Genomic DNA, 16,070 nt, shown 5'->3' with positions numbered 1-16,070 from the left:
CCTGCCGACTTTCGCGTCATTGTCTCGCCAATGATGCAGCGCAATCATTGGGATTTGCACTTAAGGGAGCGTCACAAGGACAGTGAACGCTTAAATCGACAATTGACGACAGTTCGATGAAAATTAGCCGCACGTTAGCCGCACAATCACCGCAAACCCGCCTCTGACAGACGTACAGAAACACGCGCGCGGAAGCGCTTCCGCGCGCGTCTACTATCTTTGTCAGAACGACGCTATCTTGCGCGCCGCTCCATGCCCTCAGGCGGTCGTCAACGTCGCACCGGCGGCGGCCTCCGTTTGCGCACGTGCACCTTCGCGACGATCGGCGCGCAGCATCTCGGCGGCGCGCTCCGCGATCATCAGCGTCGGCGAATTCGTGTTGCCCGAAGTAATGGTCGGCATAACCGAAGCGTCCACCACACGCAGGCCCTCCACGCCGCGTACGCGCAGGCGCGCGTCGACCACGGCGTCTGGATCGTCGGCGCGGCCCATGCGGCACGTGCCGACCGGGTGAAAGATCGTCGTGCCGACGTTGCCCGCTGCCTCGCGCAGTTGCTCCTCGCTCTGAAATGCGAGTCCGGGCAGGATCTCTTGTGGCTCGTAACGCGCAAGCGCTGCGCTGGCCGCGATGCGCCGCGTCAGCCGTATCGAGTTTGCCGCCACGCGCAGGTCGTGATCGGTCGAAAGATAGTTGGGCGCGATGGCGGGCGCCTGCGACGGGTCCGCCGAAACCGCGTGGATACTGCCGCGCGACGTGGGCCGCAAATTGCACACCGACGCCGTGAACGCATTGAAGCGATGCAGCGGCTCGCCAAAGCGATCGAGCGAGAGCGGCTGCACGTGATACTGGAGGTCGGGCCGCGTGAGCGCGGGATCGTTTGGGTCCGACTTCGCGAATGCTCCGAGCTGCGAGGGGGCCATCGACATAGGCCCGCTCTGGAAGAACGCGTACTCCATGCCGATCATCAGCTTGCCCCACCAGTGCGCGGCAATCGTGTTGAGCGTACGCACGCCGTTCACGCGAAACGCCATGCGCAATTGGAGATGGTCCTGCAGGTTCTCGCCCACGCCGCGCAGATCCTGCACCACGCCAATGCCGAGCTGCGCGAGCCGCTGTGCGTCGCCGATGCCGGAAAGCTCGAGCAGTTGCGGCGAATTCACGGCGCCGGCGCTCAGGATGACTTCGCAACGCGCGCGCGCCACGTAATCCACATCGCCGCGATACTCCACGCCCACGCAGCGCTTGCCTTCGAAAATCACGCGCTGGGTGAGCGCGCCGGTCACGACCGTCAGGTTGGGTCGCTTCATCGCCGCGCGCAGGAACGCCTTCGACGCGTTCCAGCGCACGCCGCGCTTCTGGTTCACCTCGAAATAGCCCACGCCGCTGTTGTCGCCGCGATTGAAGTCGTCGGTGGCGGCAATGCCCTGCTCCTGCGCCGCGTGCGCGAACGATTCGAGAATCTCCCACTTCAGGCGCTGCTTCTCCACACGCCATTGACCGCCCGCGCCGTGAAACTCGCTCGCGCCGCCGTGATGGTCTTCGCTGCGTCGGAACACGGGCAGCACGCTCTCCCATGACCAGGCGGAGTCGCCCGTCTCGCGCGCCCAGTTGTCGTAGTCTTCGCGCTGGCCGCGCATGTAGATCATGCCGTTGATCGACGACGAGCCGCCCAGCACACGCCCGCGCGGATACGAAAGCGCGCGCCCGTTGAGGCCTTTTTCGGCGGCGGTCTTGTAGAGCCAGTCCGTGCGCGGATTGCCGATGCAATACAGGTAGCCGACGGGAATGTGGATCCAGTGATAGTCGTCCGTGCCGCCCGCTTCGATGAGCAGCACGGAAACGTCCGCGTCTTCGGTCAGGCGGTTGGCGAGCACGCAGCCCGCGGTGCCCGCTCCAACGATCACATAGTCGAATTCGCCTTCGAGGCGGCGCGCGGGCGCGCCGCGTGCTCCTTGACCTTCACTCGGTGCAGGCATGTTGTGTCTCCAGCCACTACGTTTTCTTGGTGTTGTGATTTTCGAACTGCGATTGCGGCGCCGGGCGGCACAGAATACTTCGTCATGCTTGATAAACGACCCGGCTCCTGCCCACCTATTTCGCCACCGGCATCGTGAACTCCGCGCCCTTGGCGATGCTGTCGGGCCAGCGCTGCATGATGCTCTTGTAGCGCGTGTAAAAGCGCACGCCCTCCTCGCCATAAGCATGGTGATCGCCGAACAGCGAACGCTTCCAGCCGCCGAACGAGTGCCACGCCATCGGCACCGGAATCGGCACATTGATGCCCACCATGCCCACCTTGATCTGGCGCGAGAACGCGCGCGCGACGCCGCCGTCCGAGGTGTAGCACGACACGCCGTTGGCGAACTCGTGCGCATTGATCAACTCGACGGCGCTCGCGAAATCGGGCACCCGCACGACCGAAAGCACCGGCCCGAAGATCTCTTCCCTGTAGATCGTCATGTCGGTCTTCACGTCGTCGAACAGCGTGCCGCCGAGGAAGAAGCCGTCCTCATGACCGTCCACCTTGTGGCCGCGCCCGTCCACCACGAGCCTCGCGCCCGCCGCCACGCCCGCCTCGATATAGCCCTGCACCTTCGCGCGATGCACGCCCGTGACAAGTGGGCCCATTTCCGAGGCGCCGTCCATGCCGCTGCCGATCTGCAGCGCCTTCACGCGCGGCGTGAGGCGCTCGACGAGTTCGTCCGCGATATGGCCCACGGCCACCGCCACCGAAATCGCCATGCAGCGCTCGCCGGCCGACCCGTATGCCGCGCCGATCAGGGCGTCGACGGCCTGGTCGAGATCGGCGTCCGGCATCACGACGAGGTGATTCTTCGCGCCGCCCAGCGCCTGCACGCGCTTGCCGTGCTTCGTGCCTTCCGTGTAGATGTACTCGGCGATCGGCGTCGAGCCGACGAACGACAGCGCCGTGACCTCGGGATGCGCGAGCAGCGCGTCCACGGCCACCTTGTCGCCGTGCACGACGTTGAACACGCCGTCGGGCAAACCCGCTTCCTTGAGCAGTTCGGCAAGGCGCACGGAAGCCGAGGGATCGCGCTCCGAAGGCTTGAGCACGAACGTGTTGCCGCACGCGAGCGCGATGGGGAACATCCAGCACGGCACCATCATCGGGAAATTGAACGGCGTGATGCCCGCCACGACGCCAAGCGGCTGGCGCAGATTCCAGTTGTCGATGCCGCCGCCGATCTGGTCGGTAAAGTCCGTCTTCAGCAGGTTGGGAATGCCGCACGCGAATTCGACCACCTCGATGCCGCGCATCACCTCGCCCTTCGCATCGGAGAACACCTTGCCGTGTTCGCGCGTGATCAGTTCGGCGAGTTCGTCGTGATGCTGGTCGAGCAGATCCTTGAACTTGAAGAGAATGCGTGCGCGCTTGATGGGCGCCATCTCCGCCCACTCGGGAAACGCCGCGGCCGCGGCAGCGACGGCCGCGTCCACTTCGGCCACCGTGGCAAGCGGCACGCGCGCGCTCACCTTGCCAAACGCCGGATTGAATACGTTGCCGTAACGCTCGCTCGTGCCGTCCAGCGGCTTGCCGTTGACGAAGTGCGTGAGCGTACGCACGCCTGCATCGCTCTGATGTGTCTCGCCCATGTCTGTGCCTCTTCTGTCGTGAAGCCTCGATCCAGCTAGCGTAATCGGCAGGCCGGGGCGCGATCCAATGATTAATGCTCAACAGCGATATAAGGCGGTTTAATATCAGGATATGGACCTGACCTTGCTCCGAGCGTTCGTCACGGTCGCGCGCGAGGGCAACCTCACGCGCGCGGCCACCCACCTGCATCTCACGCAGCCAGCCGTAAGCCTGCAGATCAAGCATTTGCAGGAGGCCCTTGGCGTCGCGCTCTTCACGCGCACCTCGCACGGCCTCGCGCTCACGCGTGACGGCCAGGCGCTGCTGCCGCATGCCGAACGTGCGCTCGCCGCCGCCGGCGACGTGCAGCGTGCCGCTGCTGCGCTGCGGCACGAAGTGCGCGGGCGCTTGCGCATCGGTACCATTCTCGATCCGGCGTTCCTGCGTCTGGGCGGCTTTCTGCGTCAACTCGTCGAAACCTGGCCGCAGATCGAAACGGCGCTGCGCCACGGCATGTCTGGCTGGGTGCTCGACCAGGTGCGCTCGCGCGAACTCGACGTCGGCTACTACATCGGCCAGCCCGCGCCCGACCCCGACACATTCCATGTCATCACGCTCACACGCTTTCAGTACCGCGTGCTCGCACCCGCGGGCTGGAAGGACCGCGTGAAGGACGCGCGGGACTGGCGCGCGCTCGCCGCGCTGCCGTGGATCTGGACGCCGCCCGCCTCCGCGCACAATCGCCTGCTCACCACGTTGTTCGAGGCCGCGAATGCGAAACCCGTGAAGGTGGCCGAGGTGGACCAGGAGCCGTCGATGCTCGATCTCGTGAAGTCGGGCGTGGGGCTCACGCTCGCGCGCGATTCAACGGCTCTCGCCGAAGCGCACGCGCACGGGCTCACCATCGTCGAAGGCGTGACGGTGCCCACGGAACTCACCTTCATCACGCTCGCCGCGCGGCGTGACGAGCCGACCATTGCGGCGGCGCTCAAGTCGATCGAAACGCAATGGGCGATATGAGCCGCGCTCATGAAGATGCGCGTGCGCCGGTCATGTCCGACGCGAGCGCCGCACGAGCCGCGTAACAGCGCTGTCACACAAGTTTTGATAGATTGGGAATTCGCTCCGCGTTTTCGGCACGCCTGCCGGCGTGCTCACCCTGCGCGGCGCGTTTCCAGCCTCTCCGATCGTTCCGCTTGTTCCCCTTGTTCCCTTCGTTCGACAGGAGCCTTGCATGGCCCGCAACATCGAAATCAAAGCCCGCGCCCGTGAATTCGACGCCCTGCGCGAGCGCGCTTCCCAGCTCGCATCCGATGCGCCCCTGATCTTTCGCCAGCAGGACTTCTTCTACGACGTACCGCGCGGCCGCCTGAAGCTGCGCCAGTTCGACGACGGCACGCCGCCCGAGCTGATCTTCTATCAGCGCGACGATCGCGACGGCCCGAAGGCCTCGTACTACACGCGCAGCCCTGTGACCAATGCCGAGGCCATGCACTCGCTGCTTGCCACGGCGCTCACCACGCGCGGCATTGTTTCGAAGGAGCGCCACGTGTACCTGGCGGGCCGCACGCGCATCCATCTGGACCGCGTGGACGGCCTGGGCGACTTCGTCGAGCTGGAAGTGGTGCTCGGCCCCGAAGACGACGAGCAAGGCGGCGAAGCCGAAGCGCACGCGGTGTTCGCGAAGCTCGGCGTGGACGAAAGCGATCTCGTCGCGGTGGCTTACGTGGATCTGCTCAATACGGCCAGCGCGGCCTGATCGCTCTATTCAGCAAGCGGGCCCTTGCGGCCCTTATCCACGCTTTGCGGCCCTACGCTCACGCAGCCGGCGCGCCCGGCTCAAGATGCCCGAGCGGCAGCGGCCCGTTGCGCTTGAACGTGGTCAGCACGATGTTCGAGCGCACGCTGTCCACGCCGGGCACGCGCATGAGCTTCTTCATGACGAAGGTCGAAAGCGCGTTCAGATCGGGCGCGACGATGCGCAGCAAATAATCGGCGTCACCCACCACGGCATGGCACTCGAGCACTTCGGGCAGCACGTCGATCTGCTGCTGGAACTGCTCGATGATCGAATCCCCGTGATGCTTGAGCTTCAGGCTCGTGAACGCGGTCACGCCCAGCCCGAGCTTTTCGGGCCGCAGCACCACGCGATAGCCGTCGATCACCCCCGAGGCCTCGAGGCGCTGCAGCCGCCTGCCGATCTGCGAGGGCGAGAGCGGCACCTGCTCGCCAAGCTGTTGATGCGTGGCGCGGCCAAAGCGCTGCAGCACGTCGAGGAGCGCCAGATCGAAATGATCGAGTTCGAGCATGAATGAAATTCGCATTAATTGACTAGATAACGCTCGATTATTGCACACCGAAGACTAATCGCGTTTAATACGCGCACATGCCGCGCGCCATCCGCTCTAGACTTGCACAACAGCAAGCCTTTTTAGTGGAGCGTTACGAACATGGCCGCCGCCACCGCGAAACTGCAGGAGCAGTTCGACGCGGGTCTCACCACCCGTCCCGATTTCACGATAGACCAGCCGCTCGAGCGTTATGGTGCGGCCGATCACGCCGTATGGGATCAGCTCTACCGGCGTCAGCACGCGCTGCTCGAAGGCCGCGCGTGCGAGGCGTTCCTCGAAGGCGCCACGCGCATCGGCCTGAACGTTTCCCACGTTCCTTCCTTCGAGCAGGTCAGCGAGCGTCTGATGGCGGCAACCGGATGGCGCATCGTGGCCGTGCCGGGCCTCGTGCCGGATCGCATCTTCTTCGAGCACCTTGCGAACCGTCGCTTTCCGGTGACCTGGTGGATGCGCCGTCCCGATCAACTCGACTATCTGCAGGAACCCGACTGTTTCCATGACCTGTTCGGCCATGTGCCGCTGCTCACCGACCCCACTTTCGCCGATGCGATTCACGCCTATGGCCGCGCCGCGCTTGCCGTCGAGGAGCGCGCGTTGCCGTTGCTCGCGCGGCTCTACTGGTACACGGTGGAGTTTGGTTTGATGCGCGACGCGAGTGCGCCCAACGGCGTGAAGATCTACGGCGCCGGCATCGTGTCGAGCAAGGGCGAAACGCTCTACAGCGTGGAAAGCGTGGCGCCGAACCGGCTGGCGTTCGACCTCGACCGCGTGCTGCGCACACGCTATCGCATCGACACGTTCCAGAAAACCTACTTCGTGATCGACTCGTTTGCCCAGCTATTCGAAGCGCTGGGCGCGGGCATTGCGTCGCGCCTCGCCGACCCGGCGGCGCTTATCGCGGCGCAGCCTCACGCGGCGGGCGACGTGCTGCACAGCGACACGATCATCACGCGCGGCACGGGTGAAGGCTGGCTCGATGACGGCGATGTCTGAGCGCAAGGCGGCCGGGCAGCGCGACCAGTAGACGCAACTCCCAGCCAACGCCGACGCAAAATCGGACGCAATACGGGACGCAACTGCGCTTTGCGCCGCAACATGCGCATGTTCCTTGACCGGGCCGCTCGCACACGCGTCCCATTAGTGAAAAAATGGCTAATCGGCTAACGGCGCACGCCAGGCCCCACGCTCAACACAGGTGCAACGATGATCAACCGACTCACATCCGAAGAGCGCGCGTCGCAACTCGCCGACCTGCGCGGCTGGCAGGCCGTCGCCGGCCGCGACGCGATCCAGCGCCACTTCCGCTTCGCCGACTTCAATGAAGCATTCGGCTTCATGACGCGCGTGGCGATCAAGGCGCAGGAAATGAACCATCACCCCGAGTGGTTCAATGTGTACAACCGCGTCGAAATCACGCTCTCCACCCACGAAGCCGACGGCCTCACCTCACGCGACATCGAACTCGCGCGCTTCATCGACTCGATCGCGCCTGGACCGCTCAGCGCATAAGCAGCAGTACCAAGCATGGGTACGCTGTGCGCACGGCGAGTGCACACAACGCGCGCGCAGCGTGCCGTGTAAGCATAATGCAGGGTGGCGGGCCTTCAAACCTTCAGCTTTGAAGGCTATTCTTGATGGATACGTAAGACTCCCAGGCAGCACGGGCAATCGGGTCTAAACGTTCCGGTGATATGGCGTTCTGACGCTGTACAATCAGCAGCGCATAAGGCTTGGAGAGCGCACTCGCCTCCTGGCACAACGCGAGTTCGTCGCCAATCGAAGGCGAGCGGTTGCGCCAGAAGTTGATCGCGGCTTCGAGTTCGGTGATCGAAATATCGGACATGTGGATCGTGATCGCGCAACCGTCGGGCTATGCCGTAATGTCAGCAAGCGACGCTTCGCGAACTGCGTGCCTGAACGCTAAAACCCATTGTACTTGAGCGAATCCCATGCGACTCCTTCTGATCGAAGACGACCGCCCTATCGCACGCGGTATCCAGTCCAGCCTCGAACAAGCCGGCTTCACGGTCGACATGGTCCACGACGGCATCTTCGCCGAACAGGCCCTCACGCAGAATCGCCATGAACTCGTGATCCTCGATCTCGGCCTGCCCGGCATCGACGGCATGACGCTGCTTTCGCGCTTTCGCCAAAGCAACCGGCACACGCCCGTTATCGTGCTCACTGCGCGCGACGAACTGAACGACCGCGTCCAGGGCCTGAATTCCGGCGCCGACGACTATATGCTCAAGCCGTTCGAGCCGGCCGAGCTCGAAGCGCGCATTCGCGCCGTGATGCGCCGCAGCGGCCCGCACGGCGACGTGCCGCGCCCCGAAGTGTCGCTCGGCGGCGTGCGCCTGTCGGGCGTCGATCGCCGCATCTTCAACGACGACAAGCCGCTCGAACTCTCGCCGCGCGAGTTCGCCGTGCTCGAAATGCTGCTGCTGCGTCACGGCCGCGTGGTGAGCAAGGCGCAACTGCAGGACCACCTCACGCACTTCGGCGGCGACCTCGGCGACACCGCGATCGAAGTCTACGTGCACCGCGTGCGCAAGAAGCTCGAGAACTGCCGCGTCGAAATCGTCACGGTGCGCGGCTTCGGCTATCTGCTGCAGGAAATCCGCCAGGCAGCCTGATTCGCCTCGCTTCCTGAGCCAGCCAACGGCGGCGGATCACTCCGCCGCCGTTGTCGCTTGATGGCCTGTCACTGGCACGTCAGTGGCACGCGAATGCCCCATCGATGGGACTTCAGCCGCCGCGCCCGCGGCCCGCGTACAATGGATCGGTCCCGTGCGGCGCACGCCGCCGCACCCACGATCCATCATTCGCCCCGAAGCCATCATGTCCTCACCTGCCGCAACGAGTCTGCGGCGCACGCTGCTAAGGCGCCTGGCCGCCCCGCTTTCGCTGCTCGCGCTGATGAGCGGCCTGATCGCCTATTGGCTCGCCTGGCAGTACACGCAGCACGTAGTGGACCGCTCGCTCGCCGACCTCGCCACGGCCATTTCCCGGCAGATCCAGATCGCCGGCGACGACGCCCCCAATACCGTCCCGCCGCTCGCGCAGGCGATGTTCTCCGACCCCGTCGAGCATCTCATCTATCGCATCAGCAACGGCGAAACGGAAATCGCGGGCGACCACGATCTGCCGCTGCAGGGCACCAACGTGCGCCGCATGCACTACGCGTACGTGTTCGAAACGATCTACAAGGGCGTGACCGTGCGCGTCGCCCAGGTGCGCGTGCCGCAAACACACGGTAATCCGATCGTCGTGGAAGTCGGTCAGCCTGTGCATCATCGCTTTCGCATCGCCGCCGAATTTCTCGTCGCGATCATGATGCCGTTGCTGCTCCTGCTGCTTGCCGGATGGGTCATCGTGTGGCGCGTCGTCAACCAGCAGCTCAACCCGCTCACCGCGCTCGCCGACTCGCTGAACCGCCAGACGCACACGTCGCTCGAGCCCGTGGACGAGACCTATGTGCCCGTCGAGATCCGTCCGCTCACCGGCGCACTCAACGCGCTGCTCGGCCGCCTGAAGACCGCGCTCGACGCGCAGCGCAAGTTCATCGCCGACGCGGCCCACCAGTTGCGCACGCCGCTCACCGCGGTAAAGCTGCATGCCGAGCAGGCCGTGAACGCGCGCGAGCCGCAAAAGGTCAGCGACGCCGTGCGCGAGTTGCGTGCGGCCGCCGATCGCGCGGTGCGTTTGTCTAACCAGTTGCTCTCGCTCGCGCGCGCGGAGCCGGGCGAGCAAGCTGCGCGTTTCGTCGATATCGACATGGCCGCGCTCGCGTTCGAGACCGGCGCCGAATGGGTGCCGCGCGCGCTGGCGAACCACGTCGACCTCGGTTTCCAGCGCCTCGACGACCCCGAAAACGACACGCCGTTGATGGTGCGCGGCAACCCCGTGCTGCTGCACGAGGTCATCGCGAATCTGCTCGACAACGCGCTCAAGTATTTGCCGCCCGCGCGGCTGGAAGGCGGCCGCATCACTGTGACTGTTTCGCAGTCCTCCGTTGACGGCACGCCGATGGCCGAGATCGTCGTGGAAGACAACGGCAGCGGCGTGCCCGCTTTGCAACAAGCGGATCTCTTCAAGCGCTTCTTCCGCGGCGACGCCCAGAGCGAGAACGGCGTGGACGGCGGCGCGGGCCTGGGTCTTGCGATCGTTCACGACATCATGGCGCTGCATCGCGGCAGCGTGCATTACGAAGATGCACCGGAAGGCGGTGCGCGCTTCATCGTGCGCGTGCCGCTCGCGAATGTCCGCACGCCGGTACGCACAGACGCCAAAGACAAGCGGGACAGCAAGGAAGGCAGCGCCGCTGAAACCGTGCAGCGCGAGGCGTTCAAGTCAGACGAACCGCCGCACGAGAAGAAACCGGCTCATCAGGCGAGCATCGATCTCTGACGCTGCCACCGCCACGAAAACGACAAGGGCCGCTCATGCGGCCCTTGTGCTTCATGCGACGCGCGTTGCGCCGCTTACTTCTTCTTTTTGCCCTTGCCCTTCGCGGCCTTGGAGCCCTTCGCAGACTTGTCGTCGTCGGGCGGCGCGAGCATTGTGCCGCGGCATTTGCGGGCGCCGCAACGGCATTCGTATTCGCGCTTGAGCTTCTTCGTCTGCTTCGCGTCGATCACGAGACCGTAGTCGTAGAAGAGTTCCTCGCCCTCTGCGATATCGCGCAGCGCGTGAATATAAACGTGTCCTTCGATTTCCTCGGCTTCGCAGTTCGGCGCGCACGAATGATTGATCCAGCGCGCGCTGTTGCCCTTCACCTTGCCGTCGATCACGTCGCCGTCGTCGAGCGCGAAATAGAACGTGTGATTCGGTTCGTCAGGATTATGCGGATGACGCCGCAGCGCTTCCTTCCAGGAGATGCGCTCGCCCTTGTATTCGATCAGTCGTTCGCCGGTCGCAATGGGGACCGCCGCAAACACGCCCTTGCCGTGCACGCCCGACTGGCGCACGACGATCCTGCGTTCACTCATTGAATGAATCCTTGTGAAGTACTGGGGTAGACTGTCCCGGTCATGACAGGCGGCCTGGAAGACATCGTCTCGCGCGCCGCCTGCGGCTCTCTCATGAAGCCGTGCCTGACGGTCTGCCTGGCCTTGCATCGGCCCTTGCATCAAACTTCGCGTCCTGCCTCGTCGCGGTCCGTACGCAAACGCGGCGCCGATTGGGCGCCGCGCTCATGCGACGCCCGGCGCGCCACAGACGGCATCGTACACGCTCGCGCCTCTTTCGTTCAACCCATATGCGCCGTGAGACAAGCGCCGCGCGCAGCGTATCAGCGCTGGCCGAGCGTTGTCTCGCCGAACAGCTTCTTCAACTCGCGCGGCTGCGAGCGCCAGTATTGCGGCGGCGCGTTCACGCTCGCACCGAGTTGTGCCGCCGCGTGCCACGGCCAGCGCGGATCGTAGAGCATCGCGCGCGCCATCGCGATCATGTCGGCTTCGCCGTCTTCGACGATCTGGTTGGCCTGCAAGGCGTCGGTGATGAGGCCCACCGCAATCGTCGTCATGCCGGTTTCGGCCTTCACCTTGCGTGCGAACGGCACTTGATAGCCAGGTTCGAGCGGAATCTTTTGCAGCGGCGACACACCACCTGACGACACGTCGATCCAGTCCGCGCCGCGTGCCTTGAGCGCCTGCGCGAAGACGACCGTGTCCTCGGGCGTCCAGCCGCCTTCAACCCAGTCCGTTGCCGAAACGCGCACACCAATCGGGCGATCGGCGGGAAATTCGGCGCGCACGGCATCGAACACTTCGAGCGGAAAACGCATGCGGTTCTCGCGTGAGCCGCCGTACTCGTCGCTGCGCTGGTTCGCGATTGGCGAGAGAAATTGGTGCAGCAAATAGCCATGCGCCGCGTGTATTTCGAGCGCGTCGATACCAAGACGCGCAGCGCGGCGCGCCGTGGCCACGAACGCATCGCGCACGCGGTTCAGACCCGCGATGTCGAGTGCGAGCGGCGGCGCCTCACCCTCCTTGTGCGCGAGCGCCGAAGGCGCGTGCGGCAGCCACCCGCCTTCGGCGACCGGAATCAGTTGGCCACCCTCCCAGGGCACATGGCTCGACGCCTTGCGCCCCGCGTGCGAGATCTGCATGGCGATGCGGATCGGCGAATGGCGACGGATAGCGGCGATAACGGGCTCGAGCGCGGCTTCGGTCACGTCGTCCCAGAGGCCGAGATCGCCCGGCGTGATACGACCGTCGGGTTCGACGGACGTCGCTTCGATGCAAAGCATCGCGGCGCCCGACAACGCCAGGTGGCCGAGATGGATCATGTGCCAGTCGTTGGCCTCGCCACGCTCGGCGGAGTACTGGCACATCGGAGAAACGACGATGCGATTGGCGAGCGTCACGCCACGCAGTTCGAGCGGAGTGAAGAGCTTGCTCATGGGAGGTCCACGGACGGATGGCAGAAGCGTCCGAGAATAGCACGCGCTTTTTTCGCGCGTTCGACAGGGAACGCGGCGCGTACGCGACGTGCGCCCGCGCGAGGCGGATCAGGTCGGGTCAGGGTTGGCGCGCGGCCATGCGGGCATCTACAGCGTCCAGCCATTCGCCGAACATGCGGCTCGCCTGCGCTTCGAGCGTCGGCCCGTGGCGCGCCGTGTCGTCGCGCAGCGCGTTCACGTCCACGCCGGCGGTGGCAATTTCGGCGGCGTTTCCGATCAGCCAGGGCTCGAAGCGGTCGGCGCGCACTTCGGGATGGCATTGCAGCCCAAGCACGTGGTTGCCCCAAGAAAACGCCTGGTTCTCGCACAGCGGCGTGGAAGCGAGACGCGTCGCGCCCTGCGGCAGATCGAAGGTATCGCCATGCCAATGCAGCATGGAGGTGAGCGCGCCGTCGATGTGCTGCAGCGGCGAGGCGCGGCCCGCGTCGGTGAGCGTGAGCGGCGTCCAGCCGATTTCCGGCTGTGGCCCGCCATACACTCGCGCACCGAGCACGCGTGCGATGAGTTGAGCGCCGAGGCAGATGCCGAGCGTGGGCAAGCCGGCCGCGACGCGCTTTTCGATCATCGCGGCAAGGGGAACGAGGGTGGGATAGCGTGCGTCGTCGCACGCATTGATCGGGCCGCCGAGCACGACCATGAGCGACGCCGACAAGGGATTGAGCGCGCCAACGCGGGCGAAGCCGACGTCGACGTAGCGCACGGGGCGTCCACGGTCGCCAAGCACGCGCTCGAAGCTGCCGAGGTCCTCGAAATAGACATGGCGCACAGCCAATACTTCGCGATTCATCGGCAGATTCCCGGGTCGCCTGTGGACGGCTTGCACGTTACCGCTTGTGTACGGCGCGTGTGCACGTTTGCGCCTGCGGTCGTGACAAAAACGTGTGGCAAATAGTTGCGAGAACTACACAAATTACCACGCACACAATACCGGCACGCAATCGACATTGCGACGCTTTGCATTACCGTAAATTACATGCATGACGCGCGCGGGCGTCAACGCGCGCCACCCGCTCCGGGGCGGCGGCGCAGCTTTCGCCTTAAACCGCGAAGATCTTCCAGTTTTTCTTCTGGGTCGTCACGTCGGCCTGTTCGTAGACCGAGCAATCGAGACGCAGATCGGTGTCAGCCATATCGATGTTCAGAAGCTGGCAGTGATGCGGCGTCTTCTTCGGGTTCTTGCTCGGCTCGAAATGCGAGCAGGTCAGGCACATGCGGTGTTGCGGGCTGGTTTCCTGCGCTTCGAGCAGATAAACCGTCTTGAGCAGCGTGCGATAAAGCGTGGACTGTTCGTCCGCCTTCAGCGTGCCGACCGCCTTCGAGAGGAAGTCAGGCCACTGCGACGCCTTCTTCGCCGCCGTGCGGCCGCGCGAGGTCAGACGCACCGCAAGTGCGCGGCCGTCGTCGAGCGCGCGACGCTTTTCGACGAGCCCCTTGGTTTCGAGCGTGCTCACCGCATCGCTCGTGGTAGCGGCCGTGAGGGCCGTTTCACGTGCGATCTCGCCGAGGCGCATCGGCCCCTTACGCTGCATCAGCAGCACGAGAATTTCGCCCTGGGTAGGCGTGAGTCCTGCCCCTTCGGCCCAGTCCCACGCCTGGCTCCGCATAGCCGTGCTAAGTCGCAGCAGGCTATGGGTCACCCGCCCGGCTGCCTGCTCTCCGTATACGCCTTCGCTCATAGTCTTTCGCTGGTTATTTGGCAGCTTGCGCTGCATCGTCAGCCGCCGCTTTGACCGACGGCCTGTGGGAACGCTGGCGCCCGGTTCCCGAGCGCCGCACCATCTCAAAAAAACCTGCTACGCGCACGCCAAGGTGTGCGTAGCACTGTCATTTTTCTTGCCGCAGACCCCGAAAACATCCTTCAAGTTCCGATGCCAGTGCAGCAAACCGACATTCTATGCGAGAGCGGCAAATCGCACAGCTAACTTATCCAACGCGAATTGTGGATAACCCGTTGATAAGCACGCTATTGCTATGTGTACAGGTTCTTGACCGCTCGCAATCGTCGCTGCATGACCCATGCAGGTTATCGCGGATTTCTGTCTCAAACGCAACAGGAATCTGCCCGATTGTGGCTAACCAATCATTACGTAGTCCATTGAGTTTGCAGGGAAATCGAAGGTTACCCACAGCGGTGTGGGGCCATTTGTCCATGAATATGGACCATGTCGGGACCCAGGTCAAAAAAATAAGAACCCCCAGGTACCTTGAAGCCGGCAAAAAAAAATTTCTCCACCTCGAAAAAAGTGGCGCGCGGAACCAACGCGACCCGTTTTTGGCGTGCTTATCGGCCGCTTTTTGTCCGCTCCCCTTACCTCGCTTCTTACCCGCTTCTTACCCGCGTCTTACCTGCTTCTCACCTGTTTCCCAGCCCCGAAAGCACGAAGGGCAGCCCGAAAGCTGCCCTTGCATCCTGCTTTGCCTGCGCGGAGCGCTTCTGGCACCCCGCGAAAATCGGTCAGTGGTCCTGTACGTCCGCCGGCTCCCTTTTTTGATTCCGGTCAGGCGCGCCAGCGCAGGCACTGTTGCCGGACGGCTTCGTGCAGCGATTTTTCCTCGGCCACCACGCTACGCAGCCAGGTGGCGTCGTTGTTCTGCGCGCGGGCGATCGTGCCGATTTCGGTGAGCGCGCGCGTCGATCCGAGCGCCTCGCCGTGCGGCGCGATCCGGTCCAGCGTTTCGAGAATGTCTTCGGAGATCGTGCGCCGCTCCCCCGTCTGCGGATTCACGCAGGTGCCGGCGAGACCAAAACGGCATGCCTGGAAGCGGTTGAACGTGTACACGAGATAGTCGTCCTCGAGCGGCGCGATCGGCCGGTCGGTGAGCAAATGGCGTGCGAGCGTCTGGATGTAGCAGGCGATCGCCGCCGCACGCTCCACCGAAAGCGGCGTGTCCATCACGCGCACCTCGATCGTGCCGAAACCGGGCTTCGGGCGGATGTCCCAGTAAAAGTCTTTCATGCTGTTGACAACGCCCGTGTGCACCATCTTCGAGAAGTACTCCTTGAACTCCTCCCAGCTCAGCACGAACGGCGCGCGGCCCGACAGCGGAAACGCGAACACGGAATTCAGTCGTGCCGAATGAAATCCGGTGTCCACACCCTGCACATAGGGCGACGAAGCCGAGAGCGCGATGAAATGCGGAATGAAGCGCGAAAGCGAATGGAGCAGGAAAAGCGCGCTGTCCGCATCCGGGCAGCCGATATGCACGTGCTGGCCGAACACCGTGAATTGCTTCGCAAGGTAGCCGTACAGCTCGGAAAGATACTGAAAGCGCGGGGTATCGACGATGCGACGGTCGCTCCACTGCTGGAACGCGTGTGTGCCGCCGCCACACAGACCGACATTGAGACGATCGGCCGCAGCGACGAGCACGTCGCGAATCTTGCGCAGATCGGCCACGGCCTGCTCGTGATTCGTGCAGATTCCGGTGGAAAGTTCGATCATGCTTTCGGTGATTTCGGGCGTGATGTTGCCCGGAATCTCCTGATCTTTGACGAGGCGCATGAGGTCGCTACCCGCCTTGGTCAGATCGTAGTCGTGCGTGTTGACGATCTGCATTTCGAGTTCGATGCCGAACGTGAACGGCTTCGAATCGACAAATGTTTCGAGTGACATGACGTCCCCTATCAGGGCGTCGCGCGCAAGCCGCCGGCCGCGC

The 16,070-nt window shown here is 64.1% G+C and carries 14 protein-coding genes and 1 pseudogene; 6 read left to right on the top strand and 9 right to left on the bottom strand.

Features of this window, described 5'->3' with window-relative positions:
• Window positions 1-258 precede the first annotated feature (258 nt).
• Window positions 259-1,977 (bottom strand): GMC family oxidoreductase, encoded by a 1,719-nt coding sequence (locus U5A58_RS02220; RefSeq protein WP_321960122.1) that lies wholly within the window; start codon window positions 1,975-1,977, stop codon window positions 259-261.
• A gap of 115 nt (window positions 1,978-2,092) precedes the next feature.
• Complete coding sequence (locus U5A58_RS02215; protein WP_321960121.1) at window positions 2,093-3,616, bottom strand: CoA-acylating methylmalonate-semialdehyde dehydrogenase; 1,524 nt, start codon at window positions 3,614-3,616, stop codon at window positions 2,093-2,095.
• Between the two features lie 112 nt (window positions 3,617-3,728).
• Between U5A58_RS02215 and U5A58_RS02210 the strand changes: the two genes are divergently transcribed.
• Both U5A58_RS02210 and U5A58_RS02205 read left to right on the top strand, forming a co-directional pair.
• Window positions 3,729-4,616: a LysR family transcriptional regulator gene (locus U5A58_RS02210; RefSeq protein ID WP_321960120.1), complete on the top strand. Its 888-nt coding sequence runs from the start codon at window positions 3,729-3,731 to the stop codon at window positions 4,614-4,616.
• A 214-nt stretch (window positions 4,617-4,830) separates the two neighbouring features.
• Window positions 4,831-5,355, top strand: a complete 525-nt coding sequence (locus U5A58_RS02205; RefSeq protein WP_321960119.1) for a class IV adenylate cyclase — start codon at window positions 4,831-4,833, stop codon at window positions 5,353-5,355.
• A 58-nt stretch (window positions 5,356-5,413) separates the two neighbouring features.
• Here U5A58_RS02205 and U5A58_RS02200 read toward each other — a convergent pair whose 3' ends face one another.
• Window positions 5,414-5,905: an Lrp/AsnC family transcriptional regulator gene (locus tag U5A58_RS02200; protein ID WP_028203286.1), complete on the bottom strand. Its 492-nt coding sequence runs from the start codon at window positions 5,903-5,905 to the stop codon at window positions 5,414-5,416.
• A 141-nt stretch (window positions 5,906-6,046) separates the two neighbouring features.
• Between U5A58_RS02200 and phhA the strand changes: the two genes are divergently transcribed.
• Entirely contained in the window at window positions 6,047-6,940 is an 894-nt protein-coding gene (phhA, locus tag U5A58_RS02195; RefSeq protein WP_321960118.1) for a phenylalanine 4-monooxygenase, read from the top strand.
• A gap of 201 nt (window positions 6,941-7,141) precedes the next feature.
• Window positions 7,142-7,456 (top strand): annotated as a pseudogene (locus U5A58_RS02190) (4a-hydroxytetrahydrobiopterin dehydratase); the annotation flags it as partial.
• A 103-nt stretch (window positions 7,457-7,559) separates the two neighbouring features.
• Here U5A58_RS02190 and U5A58_RS02185 read toward each other — a convergent pair.
• Window positions 7,560-7,790, bottom strand: a complete 231-nt coding sequence (locus U5A58_RS02185; protein ID WP_028203283.1) for a DUF3717 domain-containing protein — start codon at window positions 7,788-7,790, stop codon at window positions 7,560-7,562.
• Window positions 7,791-7,896: 106 nt separating this feature from the next.
• Here U5A58_RS02185 and U5A58_RS02180 point away from each other — a divergent pair, with 106 nt between their 5' ends.
• Both U5A58_RS02180 and U5A58_RS02175 read left to right on the top strand, forming a co-directional pair.
• Window positions 7,897-8,583: a response regulator transcription factor gene (locus U5A58_RS02180; RefSeq protein WP_027815974.1), complete on the top strand. Its 687-nt coding sequence runs from the start codon at window positions 7,897-7,899 to the stop codon at window positions 8,581-8,583.
• A 205-nt stretch (window positions 8,584-8,788) separates the two neighbouring features.
• Window positions 8,789-10,357: a sensor histidine kinase gene (locus tag U5A58_RS02175; RefSeq protein ID WP_321960117.1), complete on the top strand. Its 1,569-nt coding sequence runs from the start codon at window positions 8,789-8,791 to the stop codon at window positions 10,355-10,357.
• 74 nt (window positions 10,358-10,431) lie between these two features.
• Here U5A58_RS02175 and U5A58_RS02170 read toward each other — a convergent pair whose 3' ends face one another.
• From U5A58_RS02170 to U5A58_RS02150, 5 genes are all read right to left on the bottom strand, one after another.
• Window positions 10,432-10,938 (bottom strand): SET domain-containing protein, encoded by a 507-nt coding sequence (locus U5A58_RS02170; protein ID WP_321960116.1) that lies wholly within the window; start codon window positions 10,936-10,938, stop codon window positions 10,432-10,434.
• 302 nt (window positions 10,939-11,240) lie between these two features.
• A complete protein-coding gene (locus tag U5A58_RS02165; RefSeq protein WP_321960115.1) occupies window positions 11,241-12,353 on the bottom strand; it encodes an NADH:flavin oxidoreductase/NADH oxidase in 1,113 nt (370 codons plus the stop codon).
• A gap of 118 nt (window positions 12,354-12,471) precedes the next feature.
• Window positions 12,472-13,200, bottom strand: a complete 729-nt coding sequence (locus U5A58_RS02160) for a glutamine amidotransferase (RefSeq protein WP_321960114.1) — start codon at window positions 13,198-13,200, stop codon at window positions 12,472-12,474.
• 250 nt (window positions 13,201-13,450) lie between these two features.
• The gene (locus U5A58_RS02155; protein ID WP_321907216.1) at window positions 13,451-14,089 is read right to left on the bottom strand and encodes a MarR family winged helix-turn-helix transcriptional regulator; all 639 of its coding nucleotides are present in this window, start codon (window positions 14,087-14,089) and stop codon (window positions 13,451-13,453) included.
• An 822-nt stretch (window positions 14,090-14,911) separates the two neighbouring features.
• Window positions 14,912-16,027, bottom strand: a complete 1,116-nt coding sequence (locus U5A58_RS02150; RefSeq protein WP_158758963.1) for a YbdK family carboxylate-amine ligase — start codon at window positions 16,025-16,027, stop codon at window positions 14,912-14,914.
• Window positions 16,028-16,070 lie beyond the last annotated feature (43 nt).

It is taken from the genome of Paraburkholderia sp. J7 (assembly GCF_905220155.1).
In the GTDB taxonomy this organism is placed as follows: Bacteria; Pseudomonadota; Gammaproteobacteria; order Burkholderiales; family Burkholderiaceae; genus Paraburkholderia.
Note: the sequence above shows the minus strand (reverse complement) of the source record. Positions and strands in the feature narration are given on the sequence as shown.